At 35.8% G+C, this 21,695-nt stretch carries 19 protein-coding genes; 5 read left to right on the plus strand and 14 right to left on the minus strand.

Annotation, left to right across the window (positions count from 1 at the left end; genetic code table 11):
• The first annotated feature begins 26 nt into the window (after positions 1 to 26).
• Positions 27 to 2,255: a C25 family cysteine peptidase gene (locus tag IO90_RS16945; RefSeq protein ID WP_034970087.1), complete on the plus strand. Its 2,229-nt coding sequence runs from the start codon at positions 27 to 29 to the stop codon at positions 2,253 to 2,255.
• A 78-nt stretch (positions 2,256 to 2,333) separates the two neighbouring features.
• On the opposite strand, the gene IO90_RS16950 is transcribed toward IO90_RS16945, so the two are convergent.
• A complete protein-coding gene (locus IO90_RS16950) occupies positions 2,334 to 2,897 on the minus strand; it encodes a membrane protein (RefSeq protein ID WP_034970088.1) in 564 nt (187 codons plus the stop codon).
• A 182-nt stretch (positions 2,898 to 3,079) separates the two neighbouring features.
• On the opposite strand from IO90_RS16950, the gene IO90_RS16955 reads away from it, so the two are divergent.
• Positions 3,080 to 3,487, plus strand: coding sequence for a hypothetical protein (locus IO90_RS16955; protein ID WP_034970089.1), 408 nt, complete (start codon positions 3,080 to 3,082; stop codon positions 3,485 to 3,487).
• Between the two features lies 1 nt (position 3,488).
• Here IO90_RS16955 and uvrC read toward each other — a convergent pair whose 3' ends face one another.
• A complete protein-coding gene (gene uvrC / locus IO90_RS16960) occupies positions 3,489 to 5,279 on the minus strand; it encodes an excinuclease ABC subunit UvrC (protein WP_034970090.1) in 1,791 nt (596 codons plus the stop codon).
• Between the two features lie 45 nt (positions 5,280 to 5,324).
• Complete coding sequence (locus IO90_RS16965) at positions 5,325 to 5,777, minus strand: hypothetical protein (protein ID WP_228374711.1); 453 nt, start codon at positions 5,775 to 5,777, stop codon at positions 5,325 to 5,327.
• Between the two features lie 93 nt (positions 5,778 to 5,870).
• Between IO90_RS16965 and IO90_RS16970 the strand changes: the two genes are divergently transcribed.
• Both IO90_RS16970 and IO90_RS16975 read left to right on the plus strand, forming a co-directional pair.
• Complete coding sequence (locus IO90_RS16970; protein WP_034970092.1) at positions 5,871 to 7,076, plus strand: exonuclease SbcCD subunit D; 1,206 nt, start codon at positions 5,871 to 5,873, stop codon at positions 7,074 to 7,076.
• Positions 7,077 to 7,138: 62 nt separating this feature from the next.
• Positions 7,139 to 10,174, plus strand: coding sequence for an AAA family ATPase (locus IO90_RS16975; protein ID WP_034970096.1), 3,036 nt, complete (start codon positions 7,139 to 7,141; stop codon positions 10,172 to 10,174).
• Here IO90_RS16975 and IO90_RS16980 read toward each other — a convergent pair.
• Complete coding sequence (locus IO90_RS16980; RefSeq protein WP_034970102.1) at positions 10,171 to 11,223, minus strand: lysylphosphatidylglycerol synthase transmembrane domain-containing protein; 1,053 nt, start codon at positions 11,221 to 11,223, stop codon at positions 10,171 to 10,173. The genes IO90_RS16975 and IO90_RS16980 overlap by 4 nt on opposite strands.
• 12 nt (positions 11,224 to 11,235) lie before the next feature.
• A complete protein-coding gene (gene panD / locus IO90_RS16985) occupies positions 11,236 to 11,586 on the minus strand; it encodes an aspartate 1-decarboxylase (protein ID WP_034970107.1) in 351 nt (116 codons plus the stop codon).
• A gap of 359 nt (positions 11,587 to 11,945) precedes the next feature.
• On the opposite strand from panD, the gene IO90_RS16990 reads away from it, so the two are divergent.
• Positions 11,946 to 12,245 (plus strand): HU family DNA-binding protein, encoded by a 300-nt coding sequence (locus tag IO90_RS16990; RefSeq protein ID WP_028121109.1) that lies wholly within the window; start codon positions 11,946 to 11,948, stop codon positions 12,243 to 12,245.
• Positions 12,246 to 12,304: 59 nt separating this feature from the next.
• Here the strand turns inward: IO90_RS16990 and ribA are convergent, their stop codons facing one another.
• The 9 genes from ribA to IO90_RS17035 all read right to left on the minus strand — a co-directional run bounded on the left by ribA (position 12,305) and on the right by IO90_RS17035 (position 21,563).
• Positions 12,305 to 12,901, minus strand: coding sequence for a GTP cyclohydrolase II (gene ribA, locus IO90_RS16995; protein WP_034970111.1), 597 nt, complete (start codon positions 12,899 to 12,901; stop codon positions 12,305 to 12,307).
• 18 nt (positions 12,902 to 12,919) lie between these two features.
• Positions 12,920 to 13,381 carry a hypothetical protein gene (locus tag IO90_RS17000; protein WP_051878893.1) on the minus strand — a complete coding sequence of 154 codons (462 nt, stop codon included), beginning with the start codon at positions 13,379 to 13,381 and terminating at the stop codon, positions 12,920 to 12,922.
• A complete protein-coding gene (locus IO90_RS17005) occupies positions 13,378 to 13,992 on the minus strand; it encodes a DUF4254 domain-containing protein (RefSeq protein WP_034970114.1) in 615 nt (204 codons plus the stop codon). Before IO90_RS17005 ends, IO90_RS17000 begins: the two co-directional genes overlap by 4 nt.
• 9 nt (positions 13,993 to 14,001) lie before the next feature.
• Positions 14,002 to 14,211 (minus strand): twin-arginine translocase TatA/TatE family subunit, encoded by a 210-nt coding sequence (locus tag IO90_RS17010; protein ID WP_034970118.1) that lies wholly within the window; start codon positions 14,209 to 14,211, stop codon positions 14,002 to 14,004.
• A 30-nt stretch (positions 14,212 to 14,241) separates the two neighbouring features.
• Entirely contained in the window at positions 14,242 to 15,777 is a 1,536-nt protein-coding gene (locus IO90_RS17015) for a murein hydrolase activator EnvC family protein (RefSeq protein WP_034970121.1), read from the minus strand.
• Positions 15,774 to 16,571, minus strand: a complete 798-nt coding sequence (locus IO90_RS17020) for a DUF4292 domain-containing protein (RefSeq protein ID WP_034970126.1) — start codon at positions 16,569 to 16,571, stop codon at positions 15,774 to 15,776. The genes IO90_RS17015 and IO90_RS17020 overlap by 4 nt, the downstream gene beginning before the upstream one ends.
• A 126-nt stretch (positions 16,572 to 16,697) precedes the next feature.
• A complete protein-coding gene (locus IO90_RS17025) occupies positions 16,698 to 17,717 on the minus strand; it encodes a sugar phosphate nucleotidyltransferase (protein ID WP_034970129.1) in 1,020 nt (339 codons plus the stop codon).
• A gap of 42 nt (positions 17,718 to 17,759) precedes the next feature.
• A complete protein-coding gene (locus IO90_RS17030; RefSeq protein ID WP_034970131.1) occupies positions 17,760 to 19,220 on the minus strand; it encodes a lipopolysaccharide biosynthesis protein in 1,461 nt (486 codons plus the stop codon).
• Between the two features lie 45 nt (positions 19,221 to 19,265).
• Positions 19,266 to 21,563, minus strand: coding sequence for a GH92 family glycosyl hydrolase (locus tag IO90_RS17035; protein WP_076768796.1), 2,298 nt, complete (start codon positions 21,561 to 21,563; stop codon positions 19,266 to 19,268).
• Positions 21,564 to 21,695: the final 132 nt, after the last annotated feature.

Here is a 21,695-nt window from a genome sequence, read left to right on the forward strand (position 1 = left end):
GATATATTTGAAAAAAAATATATTAGATGGAAAAAACATTACTCAGTTTTGTTGCATTAGTTTTATCACTACACATTTCAGCGCAGAGTTTTAAACTAGTTAATGCTGACAGCCAATCTGCAACAGTTGATTTTGAAATTAGCAACTTAGAAAAGTCATTTAAAATAATAGAAGGGAAAGCCTATCACACTTTTTCCAAACAATATTCTGTTTTGATGTCCGAAAAAGGATTGCCTGCAATGCCTTATTTTTCAAAATCGATACAGCTTCCGGAAAAAGGAAATTACAGCTACAAAATCGTCTACGATAGTTATCAAGATATAGAAAATATTGATATCGTTCCATCAAAAGGAAATCTGAAGAGAAATGTTGACCCAGAAAATGTTCCATATAATTTTGGAGAATCATATAAAACAAATGATTTTTTTCCCGGTGAATTGGTGAAATTTGGTGTCCCTCATATTCTGAGAAATACCAGAGGTGTTACATTTTCGCTTTATCCCTATCAATATAACCCAGTTCAGCACAAGTTGAGGATCTACAAAAATCTCCGTGTTGTAATTAATTTTAATAATGATAAAGGTGAAAATGAAATTGATATTAGCAAAACAGATCATACATTTTTCAACGATATCTACTCCAGACATTATCTTAATCATAGCTCCTTAAACAAATATACGCCCGTTGCTGAGTCTGGAGAAATGCTGATCATCACAGCGCCAACTTTTGAAAATCAATTGCAGTCTTTTGTAAGTTGGAAAAAAGAGAAAGGCATCAAAACAACAGTTGTGAATACAACTACTACTGGAAGTACAGATACGGCCATCAAAACCTACATCAAAACATTTTATCAAACCCATCCAAATCTTGTCTATATTCTTTTGGTTGGAGATTCGGGTGATGTTCCTTCTCATACTTATGGCTACAATGGCGAACAGCTTTGGAGTGATTCTTACTACGGGCAACTTTCCAGCGAAACAGATTTTTATCCTGAAGCATTTGTAGGAAGATTTTCTGGAAATAGTGTTGCTGTCAAAACAATGATAGACAGGATTTTGGAATACGAAAAAAGTCCTGTCGCAGGAAACTGGATGAAAAATGCGATCGGAATTGCATCAAACGAAGGTGATGGATATGGCAACGATGGGGAGTCAGATTATGTGCATTTGAGAAAAATAAGAACGCAATTGAAGGATTTTGGGTATCAAACAGTTCATGAGTTTTACCAAGGTTCACAAGGCGGTGAAGATGCTGTAGGTGAACCAACGCCGACAATGATCAATAATGCTATGAATGCTGGCACGGGACTGTTCAATTATACCGGACATGGTGATTTGAATTTGATGTACACAGGCAATTATACTTCCACTTATGTGAAACAATTGAAAAATAATGGAATGTATCCGTTTGTAGTTTCCGTAGCTTGTAACAATGGAACTTTTGTAGGAAAAACTTGCTTGGCGGAAGACCTGCAGGCTGCAAGTTATGATAATTCCCCAGCAGGAGCCATTGCAACAGTTGCTTCTACGATTCTGATGGCATGGGCAGAACCGATGGAAACACAAGATGAAATGACAAACATCTTAACAGAAGCGTATCAAAATAATAAAAAAGAAACAATTGGTGGTTTGTTTTACAATGCGCAAATGGGAATGCTAGACGATTATAATGCCTCTGCAACAGCTAAAGAAGTAATGCAGACTTGGGTGTTGTTTGGTGATCCTTCTACAGTTTTCAGATATGATACGACAAAGAATTTTGAAGTTCAGCATCCAATGAATATAGATCCAAATGCTCAAAGTATAACAATTACGTGCAATGAGCCAGATGCGTCTATTTCCTTGACCAAAAACAACGGAGATTTGATTGGGTCAGCCTTAAGTAAAAATAGCAGCGTTATTATTAATTTGAATGGATTGTCAAATGAGGAATCACTGAAGCTTACTGTTACAAAACAAAACTTTAAACCATATCAAGCTACCATACAACTAAAAACTTTGAGTGTTGCTTCATTCAATAAAACAGGGGTGAGCGTTTATCCAATTCCTGCAAAAGATGCTGTAAACTTGGTTTGGGGTAATTTGAAACCTTCGAAAGTGATGCTTTATGATACTTTAGGGAAATTGTTGCAAACTGTCAATAATACATCAGACAAGAAACTTCAAATCAATGTTTCAAAATATCCAAAAGGAGTTTATGTTATGAAGTATGAGATTGATAACAAGACTTATTCTGAAAAAATAATTGTAGAATAGTGTTCACTCATCAACAAATAAAAAAAGGATCGAAAATAATTTCGATCCTTTTTTTATTTTAGACTTTTGTTTCTAATATTAGAACTTTCCTCTTTGTCTCATGTGAGGATTGTGCATATGTTTCTGCATTGTCGGCATTTTCATCTGGTCCTTCATCATTTTGATTTGATCTGTCATCATCCCTGCAGAATCCAATTGTTTTGCTTCTTCCAAAAGTTTTTGAGCTTCGGTTTTTCTGCCTTTTGCAAGTGCTGATGCGGCCAGGTTTAGTTTTGCCATCGCTCTGTCGTGCTTCATATTCAAACCGTAATCCAGCGCTTTTTTCATCAGTCCTTCCGTTTTCGTTGGATGATCTTGAGCAGTTGTCAAAGCCTGTAAATAATGGAAATATCCGTATTGACTTTTATGAAGTTGAGATTTGTAATTTGTTATGCTGGATAAAAACTTGGTGGCTTTTTCCATATTTTGTTTTCTAAGTTGCCAAAAAGCCAAAAGAATATATTCGTTTTTGAAGAATAGCGCAATTGGAATCGCCGACAAAATCACTAAAACTACGCCCCAGCCAATATTTCGGTTGAACATCAGGAAAACACCCAAAGCGATAATGATTGCAGCAATTACGAATTTTATGTACTTGTTCATTTTTAGAATTTAGGTTGCAAAGATAATGATTCGTGACCGAATTTCCGAATACGATCATTGTTGATTTGTGATTTTAAAATTTCAACAAATTTTTGCAGTTGTGTTTATTTAATTTGTAATTTTAATTGTTGGTAATTGATTGATTATTAACAATTCAAAGTATTAATTAAAATATTAATGTTATGAAAACAATTACAAAATCATTAGCATCAATTCTTTTGTTAGCAGGCGTTTTCTGTTTTTCTCAACAAACTTCGAATCCACTTGCGAACACAGAATGGAAAGGCGTTGCAAGTATTCCAACGCCAGCTGAAGTCACTTTCAAGTTTAATACTGAAGACGTTGACCTGATTTATTTGGGAATGGTGATAGAAAAAATGAAATATTCTTTCACAGATCAAGGCAGTTTGAAATTGATCAAAATCAATGGTAAATCTCCATGCGGAACGGAAGAAGAAGGTCTTTACAAATATCAAATTGCTGATGATACATTGACTTTTAAAATCATCAATGATCCTTGTGTGGACAGAGAAACAGCGTTTGATGGAAATGGTTATAAGAAAGTGTTACCAACTGCTGTTGCCAAGTAAATTAGGAATTAAAAAACTCCCAAACCACTTTTGCTTTCACTTTCCCTAGGATCTCTTCCAGGGTTACAAGATCTGCTTCTTTGATTCTTTTGACAGATTTCAATTTTGTCAAGAGCATTTCTATGGATTTTGGACCAACGCCCGGGATTTGTTCCAATTCAGATTTGATTGTAGAATTTGTTCGTCTCGTTCTGTGATGTTTCACGCCAAAACGGTGTGCTTCGTCTCTCACGCGTTGAAGGATTTTCAGCGTCTCCGCTTTTTTATCAATATACAAAGGAATCGAATCTTCTGGGAAATAGATTTCTTCCAGACGTTTTGCAATCCCTACGATTGTGATTTTTCCGTAAAGTCCGAGCAGTTTCAGACTTTTGACTGCCGAAGACAATTGTCCTTTTCCACCATCAATCAAAATTAGTTGTGGCAAATCGTCGCCTTCATCCAGCAATCTTCTGTAACGACGGTAGATCACTTCTTCCATCGTCTTGAAATCATCGGGACCAACAACGGTTTTCGGATGGAAAATTCTGTAATCCGCTTTGCTCGGTTTCCCGTCTTTGAAAACCACACACGCCGAAACAGGATTTGTGCCCTGAATGTTCGAGTTATCAAAACCTTCGATGTGTCTTGGCTCAACGGGCATTCTTAGGAGTTTTTGCATCTCTGCCATTATTCGGTTGGTGTGTCTTTCCGGGTCGATGATTTGGACTTGTTTCAATTTTTCCAGTCTGTATTCCTTCGCATTTTTCTCAGAAAGTTCTACGATTCTTTTTTTGTCGCCCACTTTTGGAACAATCAATTTAACATTCGGAATTTCCAAACCGAGATGAAAAGGAATCAGAATCTCTTTAGAAGTGGAATCAAATTTCTGACGAATTTCCACCAGAGCTTCCTCCAACATATCTTCATCGCTTTCTTCCAAAACTTTCTTGATTTCTGTCGTAAAACTTTGAACGATGGAACCATTTCTGATTTTAAAATAATTAATGTAAGCCGCCGTTTCATCGCTCGTCATCCCAAAAACATCCACGTCATCTATACTTGGATTCACGACGGTATGTTTTTCCTGATAATTTTCCAGAGACTCAATATTATTCTTAATCATCTGAGCCTTTTCAAACTCAAGATTCGAAGCGAAACGGAACATTCTCTCTTCCAGATATTTCTTGGCAAATCGGAAATCTCCTTTGATGATGCCTCTTATCGCTTCTACTTTTTCATCGTAATCTTCCTTAGATTCAAGATCTTCGCAAGGTCCATTACAATTTTTAATATGATATTCCAGACAAACTCTGTATTTTCCTTCAGCGATTTTTGATGGCGCTAAATTCAGATTACAAGTCCGAATTTTATAAAGGTTTTTAATCGTATCAAGTAGAACGCGCGCAGGTTTCACTTTAGCGTAAGGACCAAAATATTCGGAACCGTCTTTTATTTTGGTTCTGGTCAGAAATATTCTTGGGAAATCTTCATTCTTGATGCAAATCCACGGATAGGTTTTGTCATCTTTCAGCATCACGTTGTAAAACGGCTGATGTGCTTTTATGAGATTATTTTCCAGTAAAAGTGCGTCGTACTCACTGTTCACAACGGTTGTTTCCAATCTATGAATCTTCGAAACCATAATTCTGGTTCGGTAACCATTTTGATTTTTGTTGAAGTAGGAGAGGACTCTTTTGTTGAGATGTTTTGCCTTTCCGACATACAAAAGCTGGTCGTTCTTATCGTAATAACGATAAACGCCGGGTTCAGATGGAAGTGTTTTGAGCTGAAGTTCTAAGTTGGGATTCACAGAGCAAATTTACGCAATGATATTGATTCGTGAGAAATGTTGAAACTATATTTCTTTGGTGAAATAATCTTCTGCGCCTTCCGAAATTGGAAGATAAAGTCTTTCCCAACCAGTGGAATCCAGCATTTCCCAGCTGTGTCCTTCGCCAGTTGTGTCTTCTGCAAGCAGGATAATTCCAGGTTCAATCATAAAAGTAGAACCGTCACTCACTTTGAATTTAATTTTTCCTTTGATTGTAATGACGTATTGTTTTCTTGGTGCAGGATGTTTGCTTTTTTCCCATTCTTCGGTCTTGTTACTGACCCAGAAAGTGGTTGTGTTCATTGGTTTTAGCGTAGGAATAGTTCCTCTTTCAAAACTGCAAAGGCCATTTTCTGTGCTGAATAATCTGATGGCTGGAATTGATTCTGTTCCCTCGTGCTGATTGTCTTTACTTCCTGTTTTTGGTTCCTGCATAAGATGTTGCGTAAGGTTTAAAAATACGAATTTAATTTTCAATCTTAATAAAGTTGTTGCGGGAAGGTTTTACGAAATATAAATCTTTACGGTTTTCCGTTTTGTCCTCTTTCATCAAAAAACTATCTTTATAAAATGAAAATCCTGCACACCGCCGATTGGCATCTCGGTAAACGCCTAGAAAATTTTTCCCGTTTGGAAGAACAAAAACTTGTAATGAACGAGTTGGTGGAGATTGCTGATGCCGAGGATGTGGATTTAGTTCTTGTTGCAGGCGATTTGTTTGATAATTTCAATCCGTCGACGGAAGCTATGGAATTATTTTATAGGACTTTGAAACAACTTTCCAAAAATGGAAAACGTCCCGTCGTTGCCATTGCAGGAAACCACGATTCGCCAGATAGAATTGATGCGCCAAATCCGTTGGCAAAAGAGTGTGGAATCATTTTGATTGGTCATCCTAACGCAGAAATTAAGATTTTCGAACTGGAGCATTTTAAAATTATCAATACCGATAAAGGATTCATCGAACTCAAATTAAATCAATTCGATTATCCGATAAGAATTATTCACACAGCTTATGCCAACGAAATTCGTTTGAAGGAATATCTTGGTGAAGACAACAAAGAGGTCGCACTCAGCAATTCTTTGCAAAATACGTGGCAGAATCTAGCTGATACTTATTGCGATGAGAACGGAATTAATGTGCTGATGGCTCATCTTTATATGATGAAGAGAGGTGCTGAAAAACCTGAAGAACCAGAAGGCGAAAAACCAATTATGATTGGAAATGCCGACTTGCTTTATACGGAAATTATTCCATCTCAAATCCAATACACAGCTTTGGGACATCTCCATAACTTCCGGAATATCGGGACTTTGGAGAAGCCAGTTGTTTATTCGTCTTCGTCTCTTTGCTATAGTTTTAGTGAAGCTGGGCAGAAAAAATCTGTCAATATCATTGATTTGAAACCTTCCGAAAATCCTCAAACCAAAACCGTCGAAATCAAAAGTGGAAAACCGCTTTTCCGGAAAACCTTTGATAATATTGAAAATACAATTTCCTGGTTGCAAGACAATCCTGACACTTTGGTAGAATTGACTTTAGAAAGCGACACTTTTCTAAAAGCTGAAGATAGAAAGTTGCTTTATCAAACCCATCACGGCATTATTCATCTCATTCCGAAACTAAAATATGACATCATCGATTCTAATGAAACGGATAAAAGCATCAATCTGAATCAGGACATTCAGGATTTGTTCAAAGATTACTTCAAATCGAAAAATCAAAATCAGGAACCGAATGACGAACTGATGAATATTTTCAAGGAATTGATTTAAAGAAAGATAAAATTTAAAGACTCAAAAATCAATCAACCAGCAACTATCAACCAACGACCAAAATGCTTCCAATAAAACTCACAATAGAAGGGCTTTATTCCTATCAAACCAGACAAACGATTGACTTTTCGGAACTGACTCAAGCTGGCTTGTTCGGGATTTTTGGAGCCGTTGGTTCTGGGAAATCCTCAATTTTGGAGGCTGTCAGTTTTGCACTTTATGGTGAAACTGAAAGGATGAACAGCAAGGATAGTCGTGCTTACAATATGATGAATCTCCGTAGCAATCGGTCTTTCATCGAGTTTGATTTTCAGAATTATGAGAATAGAACTTTTCGCGCTGTTCGTGAGTTTCGGAGAAATGCAAAACGTTTTGATGATGTAAAGGTTTACAATACTTGCTTTTATGAAGAGAAAAATGGTGAATGGATTCCACTGGAACATACGAATGCGTCTGAAATTCTGGGTTTGAGTTATGAGAATTTCAAGCGGACGATTATTATTCCGCAAGGTCAGTTCAAGGAGTTTCTGGAATTGGGAGCCAAAGACCGAACGCAAATGATGAAGGAAATCTTCGGACTTCACAAATACGATTTGCAGGATAAAGTTTCTACGAAAGTTTCCGAAACCAAATATGAATTGGCGGAACTCGAAGGGAAATTGGGAACTTTTGAGGAAGTTTCTGAAGAGATTATCAATCAAAAAAGCGAGGAACTGAATCTTTCTAAAATTAATTTTGGTAAGGAAAAAGAAGTTCATAATCAACTTGAAGTAAATTTTCAGAAACTCAAAAATCTGAAAACTGATTTTGATAATCTAAAAATAAAAGAAGCCGAATTTGTCATTAAAGAAATAGAAAATGAAAAATTCCAGAAGCTTGAACAGCAATTGGAAGTTTTTGAAACTGCGGAAAGAAACTTCAAATCTTTGTTGACGGAAAAGAAGCGTTTGTCTTCTGAAATCAATCAAAATTTGAAGACTCAAGAATCAACTAAGATAGAATTTGATGTGCTTGCTGAAACTTTAAATCAATTGAAACAGAATATTTCGGCATTAGAAAATGATTTCAATCAACTGGAAAACAGCAAACAAAAAGCGGTTGATTTGTTGAATGTTTCCAAGATTTTGGATTTCGAAACTCAGAAAAATCTGTTGTTGGAAAGAATTGAAAAAGGTGAAAAAACCATATCAGATTCGAAGAAAAAGGAAATTGAGATTCAAAAAATTATAGATGTTGAATCCAAATCGATTTCGGATTTGAAGTTGAAGAAAACGGATACTAAAATTCTTATGGAAGTTGAAAACTGGTTTCAAATCAGGAAAAACTACCAAACCGAATGGTCTAATTTTCAAAAAAACATTCTTTCGAAATCTGAGGAAATTGCGAAACAGCAAATCTTACTGAATGAATTTCCCGAAAACTGGAAGGAAGAATTCTCTTCCAAACATCTTGTTTTGAATGAGAAAAAACTGAATCATCAGAATCAGAAAAGTCATTTAGAGTTATCTCAAAAACTGTCAGAATTTGCTCAGAACATCGAAGACGGAAAACCTTGTCCGCTTTGTGGGTCACTGGAACATCCAGAGATTTTGATCTCAGAAAATGTTACGGAATCATTGAGGACTTTGGAGGCTGAACTTCTGAATATTGAAGAATTAATTGAGAAAATCAAAAGAGACGAAAAGCAGATTGAGAAAATTCTGGAACTGAAACAGCTTTTGGAAAATCAGAAAATTGAATTGGAAAATCAAAAATCAGAATCTGATAAAAAATCAAAATTACATTCTGAACAATTTATTTGGAATCAATTTGATAAAGAAGATGATACTCAATTTTCTACTCAAAAAACCGAAGCTTTTGTATTGGAACAGAAAATTTCTTCAGCAGAGAAATTGCTTGATGAACATCGAAGAGCACTAGAAAATCAACAAAAAGAAACCAAACGTTTTGAAGAGGCGATTGTTGATTTTAAAAATAAAAAAATCAGTCTGGAAACTTCTATTTCAGATTTAAAGCAAAGTTTGAAAGTTCTCGATTTTAGAGATTTTGAAACCGCAAATTCGGCAGACATCAAGATTGAATCTGAGAATTTGTCTATCAAAAATACTTCGGTCGAAAATCAATATAAACAATTTCAAAAAGATTTGTTGGAGACAACCCCGAAAGTTGCTTCTAAGGAAACATTGCTTGCTCAAATTTCAAAACAAATTGACGAGCTTCAAAAATCTGAAAAAGAAAATATTGAAAATATTGAATCTATTTTAGCGAAATCCTCATTCACAAACTTTGAAGAAGTCGAGACGATTTTATCTCAAGATTTTGATATTCAAACGTCGCGAAAAGAAATTCAGGATTTTAAAATCAGTTTTAATACGCTGAAAGAAATCATTAATTCTTTAAAGTTGAAATTAAGAGAGTCCAATTTCGAAGAATCAGAATTCGTGGCAAAGGAGAATGATTTTTTAGTTTCTCAGGAAAATATTTCTCAATTACAAAAGCAATTGACAATTATCGAAAAACAACTTTCGGATTTGCAGAAAAGTTTTGAAACCAAGAAAGAATTGATTCTCGAGCAAAATAAATTGTCACTAAGAAAAGCGAATCTTGATACACTTTCTAATCTTTTCAAAGGTGCTGGATTTGTGCAATATGTTTCGTCGATTTACCTGAAACAACTTTGTGATAACGCGAATATCAGATTCCATAGAATGACTAGAAATCAACTCAGTTTGCAAGTCAATGACAAGAATGAATTTGAAATCATTGATTATCTGAACGAAGGAAAAACGCGAAGTGTAAAAACTTTATCAGGCGGACAAAGTTTCCAGGTTTCGCTAAGTTTGGCGTTGGCTTTGGCGGAAAGTATGCAATCGCAGGCGAAATCGGATAGGAACTTTTTCTTTATTGATGAAGGTTTCGGAACGCAAGACCCGGAATCTGTGAATTTGGTCTTTGAAACATTGATGAATCTTCAGAAAGAAAATCGAATCGTCGGAATTATTTCACACGTTGAAGAATTGAAGGAGAAAATCCCAATTTCGCTGAACATTACTAAAGATGAAGAAACTGGAAGTAAGATTGAAATGATTCTGAGTTAAAGCTTCCTATTCTTCGCCAACATCGGAATCGAAATCAAGCCCATTACAAGCATAATGATGATTTGCAAAGGCAATGTGATGAAAGAGTAGGCGAGTCCCAATTCTCCGCCTTCTACAGCGTCTTTTCCCATCGAAATGAATAAAGCTGTGAACCCGAATTTCATAGCTAGATTAAAAGCACCAATTCCGCCACTTGCTGGGATTATCATTCCCAAAGTACCAACGACCAAGATGAAACAACCGTCTGCTGGTGAAAAATTGGAAGTTTCCGGCAATGCAAAGCAAACCAAATAAGAAGCGAAGAAATAGCAAATCCAAATTCCTGCCGTGTAAAGGATGAATTTTCCTTTTTGTTTTAAGGTCAAAATAGATTTTAAACCTTCAAAAACCCCTTTAGCAAAATCGATTAATTTATCTTTTTTATATATGAATAAATAGGATAGGACTGCGATTACAATAATTCCAATAGCAATTTTTGAAAAGAAATAAAATTGTTCTAAATCAGTAATTCCAATTTTTAGCAAAGATTGCTCAAACCAATTTAATTCTTTTTTTTCTACAGCTTTTTGTTGAGTCGCCGCTTTGTAGAAAGCCAAGAGCGCATCATATTTGAAAATCAAAGTCAATAATGCGAAGATTCCCATACAAACCAAGTCGACAACTCGTTCCAAAATAATCGTTCCAAAAGACTTGTCAACCGGAACTTTTTCTACGCCGTAAAGTGCGGTTGAACGGGCAACTTCACCACTTCTTGGAATAGTAAGATTCATCAAATAACCGAAGGAAAGTGACCAAAGTGAGTTCGAATTGGAAATCTTATGACCCATTGGTTCCAACAAAAGATTCCATCGGATGGCTCTGAACCAATAAGCGGAGATTCCAAAAAATCCTGCAAACGCTACCCAAATGTAATTGGCTTTTTGCAGTGAAACTTTGATTTTGTCAAAGTCCAATCCTTTGAGAGCAAGCCATAGAAATAATCCTGCAATCGCAATCGAAATTAAAACTGTCAGAATTTTTTTGAGTAATGATGGCTTCTTTTCTTCCAATGTGATTAGGAATTATGTGAGGAGATTGGTCGCTTCGTCTGGGAAAACAATTTTTGGCTGGAAATCTTTAGCTTCCTCAGGACTCATCTGCGCATAAGCGATGATGATGATGATATCGCCTTTCTGTACTTTTCGGGCCGCAGGACCATTGAGGCATATTTCGCCAGATTTTCTCTTCCCTTTGATAACGTAGGTGTCAAAACGTTCGCCGTTGTTGACGTTTACGATATAGACTCTCTCACCAACGATCAAGCCGGCCGCTTCTATAAGGTCTTCGTCAATAGTGATGCTTCCAATATAATCAAGGTCTGATGCAGTGACACGAACCCTATGGATTTTCGATTTAAAAACTTCGATAAACATATATGCAAATTTACGCTAAATAATAAAATTGAGAAAGAAGATTTTGCGATTACTCTTAAATGGCACTATTTTTCTATTGGCTGATGCATTGTAGATACTTTTAAAATTGATATTCGTTTTTATGAATTTATGAATATGATAATATTTTATTGTTACTCATTATTATTGTTGATGAATAAAGATAATTTATTAAAAATGATATTTAATAAAGCGAGTGTTTTCGTCAAAATTCGATTTGCCGAAAACGCATTGTTTTAAAAAAAAAGATACATACTTCACTAATTTTTATAAAAATATTTGCACGATATGAAAATTGTCTTATATTTGCTATAACAACATAACTTTAATTAATAAATATTATGAACAAGTCTGAATTAATCGACGCTATCGCGAAGGATGCAGAAATCACAAAAGCTGCTGCTAAAAAAGCTTTGGAATCTTTTGTTGCTAACGTAACAGAAACACTTAAGAAAAAAGATGGTAAAGTATCTCTAGTTGGATTCGGTACTTTCTCAGTATCTGAAAGAGCCGCAAGACAAGGTATCAACCCTGCAACTAAAAAACCAATTCAAATTGAAGCAAAAACAGTTGCGAAATTCAAAGCTGGTGCTGATTTGGCTACTGCGGTTGCTGGTCCTGCTACAGGTAAGAAAAAATAATTTATTTGAATTTATTCAAATAAAAAAACCGTCTGAGGACGGTTTTTTTATTTTTATGATTAAGGATTTTCATCATCCAAAAGATGTCCGAAGAAGTCTTTCTTTGTTTTGAGATAAGACGCACTGGATAAGTTAGACTTGATTTGCAATGGTATTCTAGAATTGAAATTAATATCGCTGTCTTGGATAATCTTGATTTTTTCAGGATTATTTGTCATCAGATTGACTGATTTCACCCCCAGTGTTTTCAAAATTTCTATCGCAATATCAAAATTACGGTCATCCGCAGGCAATCCTAATTCAAGATTTGCTTGAACTGTATCAAATCCTTTTTCCTGCAATGCGTAAGCTTTCAGTTTATTGATTATTCCTATATTTCTACCTTCTTGCCTTAGGTATATTATCATTCCGCCATTCTCCTGCATATATTGCATAGCCGAATTCAACTGTTGTCCACATTCGCACTTTTGAGAATGAAAGACTTCACCGGTAATACATTCTGAATGGATTCTAACATTGATAGGTTTTTCCAAATCTGTATCTTTAGCAATCAGAGCCATATGAGGCATCCAATCTTTCTCATTCTCAGAAAAAGCCATCATTCTGAATTCCCCAAAATCTGTGGGAACATTCGATTCTGCTTGTAGTTGTAACATTAAAAATAACGGTGAGTTTTAGTTGGAAGACATAGATGTTGTCTCCATATTTTTACTTTGAGTTGCTTCCAGAAGATTCATGTTGGTTTTTATTTTCACCATGTATCTGTTGAGAACTTCGTCATCTTCCTTCATCATAAATTTTCTAAGCTTCTGAATCTTCTTATAATTTTTTTCAAAGTCGTTCAAGGATCTACTCTTTGAAGACTGGTTGAAGTCTCGTACAGAAGTTAAATAATCGGTGAGCGAGTTCTTCAAAGAAGTCACTTCTCTATTGACAGCATCATTCCTGAATTTTGGAAATGTTGACACCAAATTTGAGATAGAGGAAGCATAAACAATAGCTTCTGGCGTAAGGTAAGAATAGGGATCTGAATATAATTCAGAATGAACTTGTTCCGAAGTTGCTGAGTTTGTAGAACAAGAAATTATAAATGATGACACAGCTACTGCTGACAAAAGCTTAATAAAAGGTTTCATTTTTTCTGTATTTTTTGATACAGGATTGGATTAAGACTTTCATCATTATACATTTTCATCTGTTTGTAAAGTTTCATCTTAACTTTACCGTTTTCGATATCAGAGAGCAACTGGTCTATGGCTGTAGAAAGATCTTTTTTCTGTTCCAAAAGTACATTCAACTTTTGTGTACACTGTAATTTATGTTCTTCCGAAGCATCTTCACGAGAAGCTTCGATAGACATGTGGTATATTTTTAAAGATAAGATGGAAAATCTATCTATGCACCAAGCCGGAGTTTCGCTGTTTATCCTAGCATCAGGATCAGGAGTAATATTCTCGAAGTTTTTGTAAAACCAAAAATCAATCTGTTCTACCAGATCTGTCCTTTTTTGGTTCAATTTATCTATTCTTCTTTTTATTTTAAGAGCTTCTGACGGATCGATATCTTCTTCACGAATAATATCTTCCAAATGCCATTGTACGGTATCAATCCAGTTCTTTGAATACAAAATCCATTCCAAACTATTGACTTGGAATGGGTTAGTCTCTTGTGAATTGACATCGTCACTAATATGATAATCTTCAACCGATTGATTGAAGATTTCCCATGCTGTTTTCGTTAAACTCATTAATGATACTTATATATTAGGAGAAGGATCATTATTTGGAGAAGATGGATCTTTCTTCTTGTCATCTTCTTTCACAGCATCTTTAAACTCTTTTACACCAGAGCCTAAACCTTTCATTAATTCAGGGATTTTTTTACCTCCAAACAACAAAAGGACAATCAAGGCAACTATTAAGATGTGTTGCCAAGAAATACTTAATATAACGGTGGATATTATCATCTTGATTTTTTTACAAAGTTAAATTATTTTTTAATACGAAACCCAACTCAAAGGATCTACAGGATTTTCACCATTCCAAATTTGGAAATCCAATGTGATAGACTCATCAAAATCACTGCCAACTTCTCCGAGAAGTGTGCCAGCAGAAACTTGTTGGTTAGGTTTTACCAATGTGTTAGCCAAGTTTGAATAGACTGTAAAATAATTTCCATGTTTCACAACTACAGAATAGCTTCCACTGATTTGTAATACCTTCGAAACAACGCCAGGGAAAACGCATCTTGCTTTGGCTCCTTTTGAAACAGCGATTTTAATTCCAATATTTTCCTCAACTATATTTTTGAAAACTGGATGTGGTTGCCTTCCAAAACGGTGCGTCACAGTTCCTCTGTCTACAGGGAAGCTCATTCTCCCTCTGTTTTCTGCAAAATTACTCCCTACAACAGGACCTAGATCGTAATTTTTCATTACTTTCTTCTCAGCGGCATCCTTTGCGTCGTCATTCTTTTTGTTAATAGCAACTTCATTCGCTTTTGCTTCTGCCAATTTATCACTCGCCGCTTTTGCTCTTATTGCTGCATCTCTACTTGCTCTTTCCGCTGCCTCTTTTCTTTCGATAGTTTTGTTGGTCTCGGCCAATTTTCGTTCTTCTTCTGCACGTTTGTTGGCAAGGTCGCTAGCTCTTTTAGATTCTAACTCTGCTTTTTTTCTTTCGGCTTCCGCAGCGGCAATTTTTGCTCTGTTTTCAGCTTCTATTCTATCTTTTTCTCTTTTCGCAGCAATGTCTGCCAATCTTTTTCTTTCAGCTTCGGCTTTTCGCTCTGCTTCTTCTTTGGCTTTGGCAAGTCTGATTTCCTCAGCAATGATATTTCTGATTTGACGTTCCAAATCCTTCGATTGCGTTTGCTTTTGTCTAAGTTCTGCAGTTAATTTAGTTTCGTTCTTTTTGAACTCATCCAAAAGGACTTGCTTTTGTTTTTTCTCAGCTTCTATTGTGGAAAGGTCTTTTTTCTGAGAAAGTAGAAGATTGTCTTTATCAGAAACATATTTTTTCTTCAGCGCGATATTCTTCTTAATTTCAGTTGCTTTGTTGGAGATTTCAGTTGCCTTTTTATCCTGATATTCAGAATATCTTTTCAAATATTCTACTCTGTTGAGTGCTTCACCAATATTTTTAGAAGATAGGATAAATGTTACTTTATTCTGAACACCTTTTGTTTTGTAGGCTTTTACAAGAATTTCCGAATAGTTCTTCCTTAAAACAGCAAGTTCACGATTGTTTTTATTGATTTCTAATTGACGTTTATAAATATCATCTTCAATAAATCTTTTTTCCTTCTGAGTATTGTTGTAGACTTTCTCACGAAGTGCCAATTTTTGGTTGACAGCGTTGAGATAAGCAATAGAAAGTTTGGATTCTTGTTTTGTTTGATTCAAAGTAGCGTTGAGGGAAGAGATTTGTTTCTTCAAATCGGCATTTTGCTTTTGCAATTGCTCTTTATCTTTTTGTCCAAATGCGCTTCCGAAAAGGATAATACTTATAAAAAAACTTAATTTCTTAATCATTTAATCTCTGTCTTTTTGTAATTGGCAGGAACGGAATAAGGCGTATCCATACGGGAAAAATCAAATTTCGTATTTTCAATTAATATTTCGTCGGTTTTGTTGGCTTTTATAATTATTTTAACACTTTTCGGGAAGCTCTCATTGTTGATGATTTCTCTATTGGAATAAGTGATATCTAATTGGTCATTGTTCGCTAGATTCGTCATCAAAACGTGACTTAAATTAAAACTTTGATCGTAATCTAGAGAGATTTTGTACTCGCTGGTTCTCCCGTTTTCAGTAATTTTTTGATTCTTTTTCGAAGTTAGATTAAAACCCAGATCATTTTGAGTCAAGTTGTAATCGCTTTCTGAAACTGGAATGAAGGTTTTTCCTAAAAGCAGATTTTGCAAAGCGTTGTAATCAATGAAATTGACATTCAATAATTTGTTGAGATAACCGAAATCCGAATCGATGTAACTTTTGTCCAGCTTGTAATAGCCTTTGATGCCTTCTGGCGTTGCAATACCTCTTGCTGCTTGCAGGATGACCGCAGTTAAGTTCATCCAGACTTTTTGTCCGTTTTCAACATAGATCACTGCATCCAAAGTGGGAATGAAGGAACCTGTTTTTGCGTCGATCTTACTATTGATTTTCACCGCGTCGAAACTTGATTTTTTATCAATTGCAGAAAAGAATTCGGCATTGTTGGAAATCGGAGTGTTGTTTGCGACCGGCGTTGGAGCTTGTGTTTTGTTGACTTTACAAGAGGTTACGACCAAAGCCGAAAGTATGATCAGAATGTATTTTTGCATAATTTTTTTTCGATGAAACTTACAATATTAACGCCAAAAATAAACTTATATTTTGACTTAGGTATCTAAAAAAAACTTTGTCAAAGTTCAGAACCTTGACAAAGTTGATATTTATTTAAATTAAAATTAATCTTTCGAAACGAAATCTAAAACCGAGAAATCACCCAAAGAAATTTCTCTCGCGACTCCAAAATATTGTGCCGAGTTGCCAATCATAGAATTGCTTAGATTCCCATGGTCAATCATCGTATTTTCTTGGATCAATGAATTATCGATATTAGAATTGATGACAACAGTGTTGTTCCCAAGAGAAACATTAGGACCGATTTTAGAGTTTAAAATCTTCACATTTTCCCCGATGAAACATGGTGGGATGATCATGCAATTTTCAATATTAGCCGATTCTGGGAATTTGGACATATTTTCTTTCTCGTATTGTAAAATCTTGCTGTTTGTTTCAACTGTTGCGTTTTTATTTCCGCAATCCATCCAATCATCTACTTTTCCAAGAGAGAATTTTGAGCCTTTTGACCTAAGATTTTCAAGAGCTGTTGTCAGTTGGAATTCACCACCTTCGGTAATATTATTTCCAATAATATGATCTATTTCCGCTATCAACTTCTCAGCTGAATTAAAATAATAAATTCCGATGATGGCAAGGTCAGAAACGAATTCTTTTGGTTTTTCCACAAAATCTGTGATGAAACCATAATCATCCAATTTTACAACACCGAAAGCCGAAGGGTCTTCCACTTTTTTCACCCAGATCACACCGTCCGCATTGGTATCAAGATGGAAATCTGCACGGAAAAGTGTATCAGCAAACGCAATAATCACTGGTCCACTCATACTTTCTCTTGCGCAATTGATTGCGTGAGCTGTTCCCAAAGGTTCGGTCTGAGCATAGATTGTTCCTTTTGCCCCCAGATTTTCAGCAACTTTGATTAATGAAGCTTCTACTTCTGCCCCAAAATCTCCTATAATGAATGCGATTTCTTCAATTGGTTGATTTGCAACTTTTGCAATATCTTCTACCAATCTTTGAACGATTGGTTTTCCTCCGATTGGAATCAACGGTTTTGGAACTGTCAATGTGTGAGGCCTAAGTCTGGAGCCACGTCCAGCCATTGGAACTATTATTTTCATACTTTTATTATTTTGTGGGGTTATTGGTTATTAGTTATATTGTTAATTATTTATACCCAATTTGTTTAAAATCTTTTTGGGAATTAGTTTCTCTGAAATTATTAAAATGGTTGCCAAAAATATAAATATAAGGTTACCTATCCAAATGTTTTGTTTTAAATATTGATAACATATCAAAGATGCCAACATTGTTATGAGAATGACAATTGAGTTTTTATAAATATTGTATGGAACCGGATATTTGTATTGTCCCCAAATATACGATATCACCATCATAGCAAAATAACTGCCAATCGTGGCCCAGGTTGAAGCCCAATATCCGTATGTGGGAATAAAATAAAAATTAATAATTATGGTTATCAAAACACCAATTCCTGAGATGTAGGCACCAATAATTGTTTTATCGGTCAATTTGTACCAAATCGAAAGATTGAGATAGATTCCTATAAATAAACTCGCAAAAAATAAAATAGGAAGAATCGAAATTCCCTCGTAATATTCCGGATTGTTGATGTAAACTTTGGCAATCCAGTCCAAATTAACAGATAAGAATAAGACAATCAAACAATTGATGGCGATGAAAATGTCCATCAATTTCACATACATTTCTTTTGCGTTCGCATTCTTCGAATTGCTGAAAAAGAATGGTTCGATCCCCAAAGAGTAGGCTTGTCTGAACAAAATTACAAACGTCACCACTTTCGCAACACCGCCGTAAACGCCCAGTTCGTGTCTTCCGATTTCGTCCGGCAAAAGGAATTTGAGAAACTGTCTATCAAAGGTTTCATTAATGATTCCTGCCAAGCCGGCAATTGTAATTGGCCAGGAATATTTTATCATTTTTTTCCAAAGTTCCCAAGAGAAATGCTTTATTCTTGCGATTAACAATTCTTGTGACAGCATCAAAAAGGTGACAGCACTTGCAACCAGATTTGCGACAAAAACATAACCGATTCCAAATGTCGGACTGTATTTCAAACCGAAAATTCCTTCCGGATATCTTGGCAGAATAATGATGAAAAATACGACTAATAAAAAATTGATGATGCCATTCGTGATTCGGATTCCTGCGTATTTTAATGGTCGTTCGTTTTTCCTTAACATTACAAAAGGCATCGCAGAAAAAGCATCCAAAGCCAAAGTAATTGTAAGAATTGCCAGCAAATCGACTTGGTCTGGCGTTTTGAAAGCAATCGCTAATGGTTGTCTGTAAAGTAATGTGAAAAATAAATAAACCAAAGTCACAGCCAATACGCTGAAAAAGGCAGTCGAAATCAATTTTCTGTCATCTTTCTCGTCCAACGCAAACCGGAAAAATGTCGTTTCCATTCCGTGGGTCAAAAGCACTGCAATAACGCCGGCTACTGAATAAAAATCGGCAAAAGGAGAATAGGCAGTTGGACCAAAAGTTCTTGTTATAATTGGATTAATTACAAACGGGAACAGTCTGATAATCACAGTTGTTAATCCGTAAAGAGCGGTTTGTCCGAGAAGCTTCTTCAATTCAAAAATTTTTGCAAAAATAATCTATTCTGACAAGAATCCGATTTATTTCTTCAGCTTATAATTCATAAAGAAAACCAATTTTCCACCTTTCATAATGTCTTCGTGTTTCAATTTGTAACCTTCGAATGCTTTTCCATTTAGCTCAATTCTTTCGATATAGACATTTTTTTCTGATTGATTTTTAGCTTCAATTTCAAATGTTTTTCCGTTCTCCAAATTCAATTTTGCGTTGACGATACTCGGACTTCCAATCCAATAATCATCAGAGCCAGGCGAAACGGGATAGAATCCCAAACTGCTGAAAATGTACCATGCACTCATTTGTCCGCAATCGTCATTTCCGCCTAATCCGTCGGGTTTTGCTTTGTATTGCATCGTCAAGATTTTTCGAATTTGAGCTTGTGTTTTCCAAGGTTGACCGGCAACATTATAAAGATAAGCCACGTGATGCGCCGGTTCGTTTCCGTGAACATAACCGCCGATAATTCCTTCTCTGGTAATATCTTCCGTATCAGCAAAAAACTCGTCAGGCAGATGCATTGAAAACAATTCATCAAGATTTTCGCCGAATTTCTTTTGTCCGCCCATCGATTTCATTAATTCCTCAGGATTGTGCGGAACGAAGAAACTGTAATTCCAGGAATTTCCTTCGATAAAGCCTTGTCCGTGCGTGCTCATCAAATCAAATTCCTTCTTGAAACTTCCGTCAGACAATCTCGGTCTCATAAAACCGATTGATTTATCGAAGACATTTTTCCAGTTTTCGGAACGTTTCAGATATTCATTGTAGATGTCTGTTTTGCCTAATTTCTTGGCGATTTGTGAAATTGCCCAATCGTCGTAAGCGTATTCAACAGTATTTGAAACCGACGTTCCATTTTTCTCCGCAGAGATGTAACCTTTGTCGATGTATTCTCCGATGCCTTCGTAATTTCTTTTGTTGGAAGTCGCAATACAAGCCTTCAAAGCTTCTTCCGGATTTCCAGTGTAAGTGCCTTTGATAATCGCATCAGCAATCAAAGAAACTGAATGATAACCGCTCATACACCAATTCTCATTCGCATAATGCGACCAAACCGGCAACATTTTCAAACTGAATTGGTCGTAATGCGCCATCATCGACTGAATCATATCATTGTTCCGTTTTGGCTGAATGATATTGAAAAACGGATGTAAAGCGCGGTAAGTGTCCCAAAGTGAAAACGTCGTGTAATTCGTGAATCCTTTGGCCTGATGCACATTTTGGTCAAGACCTTTATACTCGCCATTGGAATCCATATAAGTGGTAGGATTGATGAACGTGTGATACATCGCCGTGTAAAAATTCACTTTATCATCTTCAGAAAGTGTGTTGACAACGATTTTATTAAGTTCCTTATTCCAGTCATTTTGAGCCTGATATTTTATTTTTTCAAAGTTCCAATCTGGCGTTTCTTTGGTTAAGTTTTCCAAAGCATTGGCCTGACTGACTGGCGAAATCGCAAATTTGATTTGAACTTTTTCATTTTCCTGAGTATCGAAATCAAAATGCATTATGATTTTCTTGCCTGCAATCTCCGGGAAATTATCGTCCTGATTCCATTTTCTCCAGAAACCTCGGTAAGCTTGTTTTGTGTCAAAATTTTTCTGTCCGTAAGATTTGAAAGGCTTCGAAAATTCCATTGCAAAATAAACCGTTCTTGTTCTTGCCCAGCCGTTGGTTTGTCTGTAACCCGTGATTCGGTGGTCATTTTCAATCCTCACGTAAGTCCAGACATTTTTGTCATCATAATTGTAAATCCCAGCCATCAAATCCAAAATAATGTGTGCATCATCAGATTTCGGAAAAGTATATTGATGAACGCCAACTCTTGTTGTAGCAGTCATTTCGGCCAGAATATTATAGTCGTCAAGCTTCACTTTGTAATAACCAGCTTCGGCTTTTTCGTTTTGATGAGAGAATCGCGAACGAAATCCACTTTCGGGTTTTTGAGCCGTTCCTGGATTTAATTTTAATTTTCCGACTGTCGGCATTATCAAAAAATCACCCAAATCCGAATGACCAGTTCCACTGAAATGCGTGTGCGAAAATCCGACAATCGTTTTGTCTTCATAGCGATAACCAGCGCAATATTTATAAACATCTGGATTGTATTTTCCATTGACTTCATAAGAAAGCGAATCGGTTTCCGGACTCAGCTGAACGGCGCCAAAAGGAACAGTGGCTCCGGGAAAAGTATGTCCCATTTTTTCGGTTCCGATGATTGGATTCACGAATTTCGAGAGGTTTTCTAATTTTTGGGAACTGAATAATGAAGCGAATAAAATGGGTAGAATTAAAATGTATTTTCTCGGAGACATTCTTTGGAATTTTGAAGCAATTTAGTTAAAACCACAAAAGGCACAAAAGTTTTCTTGACTTTAGAAATCCTAAATAATGAAAAACTTTGTATTCTTTGACTTAATTAATGAAGATTGCTTTTTTCTTTTGTG

The organism is Chryseobacterium sp. FH1 (assembly GCF_000735135.1).
GTDB lineage: Bacteria > Bacteroidota > Bacteroidia > Flavobacteriales > Weeksellaceae > Epilithonimonas.

What these genes read in the sequence shown, in the direction of transcription:
- IO90_RS16945 (WP_034970087.1), top strand. Translation starts at nt 27, where the DNA reads ATGGAAAAAACATTACTCAGTTTTGTTGCATTAGTTTTATCACTACAC.
- ribA (WP_034970111.1), bottom strand. Translation starts at nt 12,901, where the DNA reads ATGTTACAACTACAAGCAGAATCGAATGTTCCCACAGATTTTGGGGAA.
- IO90_RS16955 (WP_034970089.1), top strand. Translation starts at nt 3,080, where the DNA reads ATGAAAACAATTACAAAATCATTAGCATCAATTCTTTTGTTAGCAGGC.
- panD (WP_034970107.1), bottom strand. Translation starts at nt 11,586, where the DNA reads ATGTTTATCGAAGTTTTTAAATCGAAAATCCATAGGGTTCGTGTCACT.
- IO90_RS16975 (WP_034970096.1), top strand. Translation starts at nt 7,139, where the DNA reads ATGCTTCCAATAAAACTCACAATAGAAGGGCTTTATTCCTATCAAACC.
- IO90_RS17020 (WP_034970126.1), bottom strand. Translation starts at nt 16,571, where the DNA reads ATGCAAAAATACATTCTGATCATACTTTCGGCTTTGGTCGTAACCTCT.
- IO90_RS17010 (WP_034970118.1), bottom strand. Translation starts at nt 14,211, where the DNA reads ATGATAATATCCACCGTTATATTAAGTATTTCTTGGCAACACATCTTA.
- IO90_RS17005 (WP_034970114.1), bottom strand. Translation starts at nt 13,992, where the DNA reads ATGAGTTTAACGAAAACAGCATGGGAAATCTTCAATCAATCGGTTGAA.
- IO90_RS17000 (WP_051878893.1), bottom strand. Translation starts at nt 13,381, where the DNA reads ATGAAACCTTTTATTAAGCTTTTGTCAGCAGTAGCTGTGTCATCATTT.
- IO90_RS16950 (WP_034970088.1), bottom strand. Translation starts at nt 2,897, where the DNA reads ATGAACAAGTACATAAAATTCGTAATTGCTGCAATCATTATCGCTTTG.
- IO90_RS16990 (WP_028121109.1), top strand. Translation starts at nt 11,946, where the DNA reads ATGAACAAGTCTGAATTAATCGACGCTATCGCGAAGGATGCAGAAATC.
- IO90_RS17025 (WP_034970129.1), bottom strand. Translation starts at nt 17,717, where the DNA reads ATGAAAATAATAGTTCCAATGGCTGGACGTGGCTCCAGACTTAGGCCT.
- IO90_RS16970 (WP_034970092.1), top strand. Translation starts at nt 5,871, where the DNA reads ATGAAAATCCTGCACACCGCCGATTGGCATCTCGGTAAACGCCTAGAA.
- IO90_RS17015 (WP_034970121.1), bottom strand. Translation starts at nt 15,777, where the DNA reads ATGATTAAGAAATTAAGTTTTTTTATAAGTATTATCCTTTTCGGAAGC.
- IO90_RS17035 (WP_076768796.1), bottom strand. Translation starts at nt 21,563, where the DNA reads ATGTCTCCGAGAAAATACATTTTAATTCTACCCATTTTATTCGCTTCA.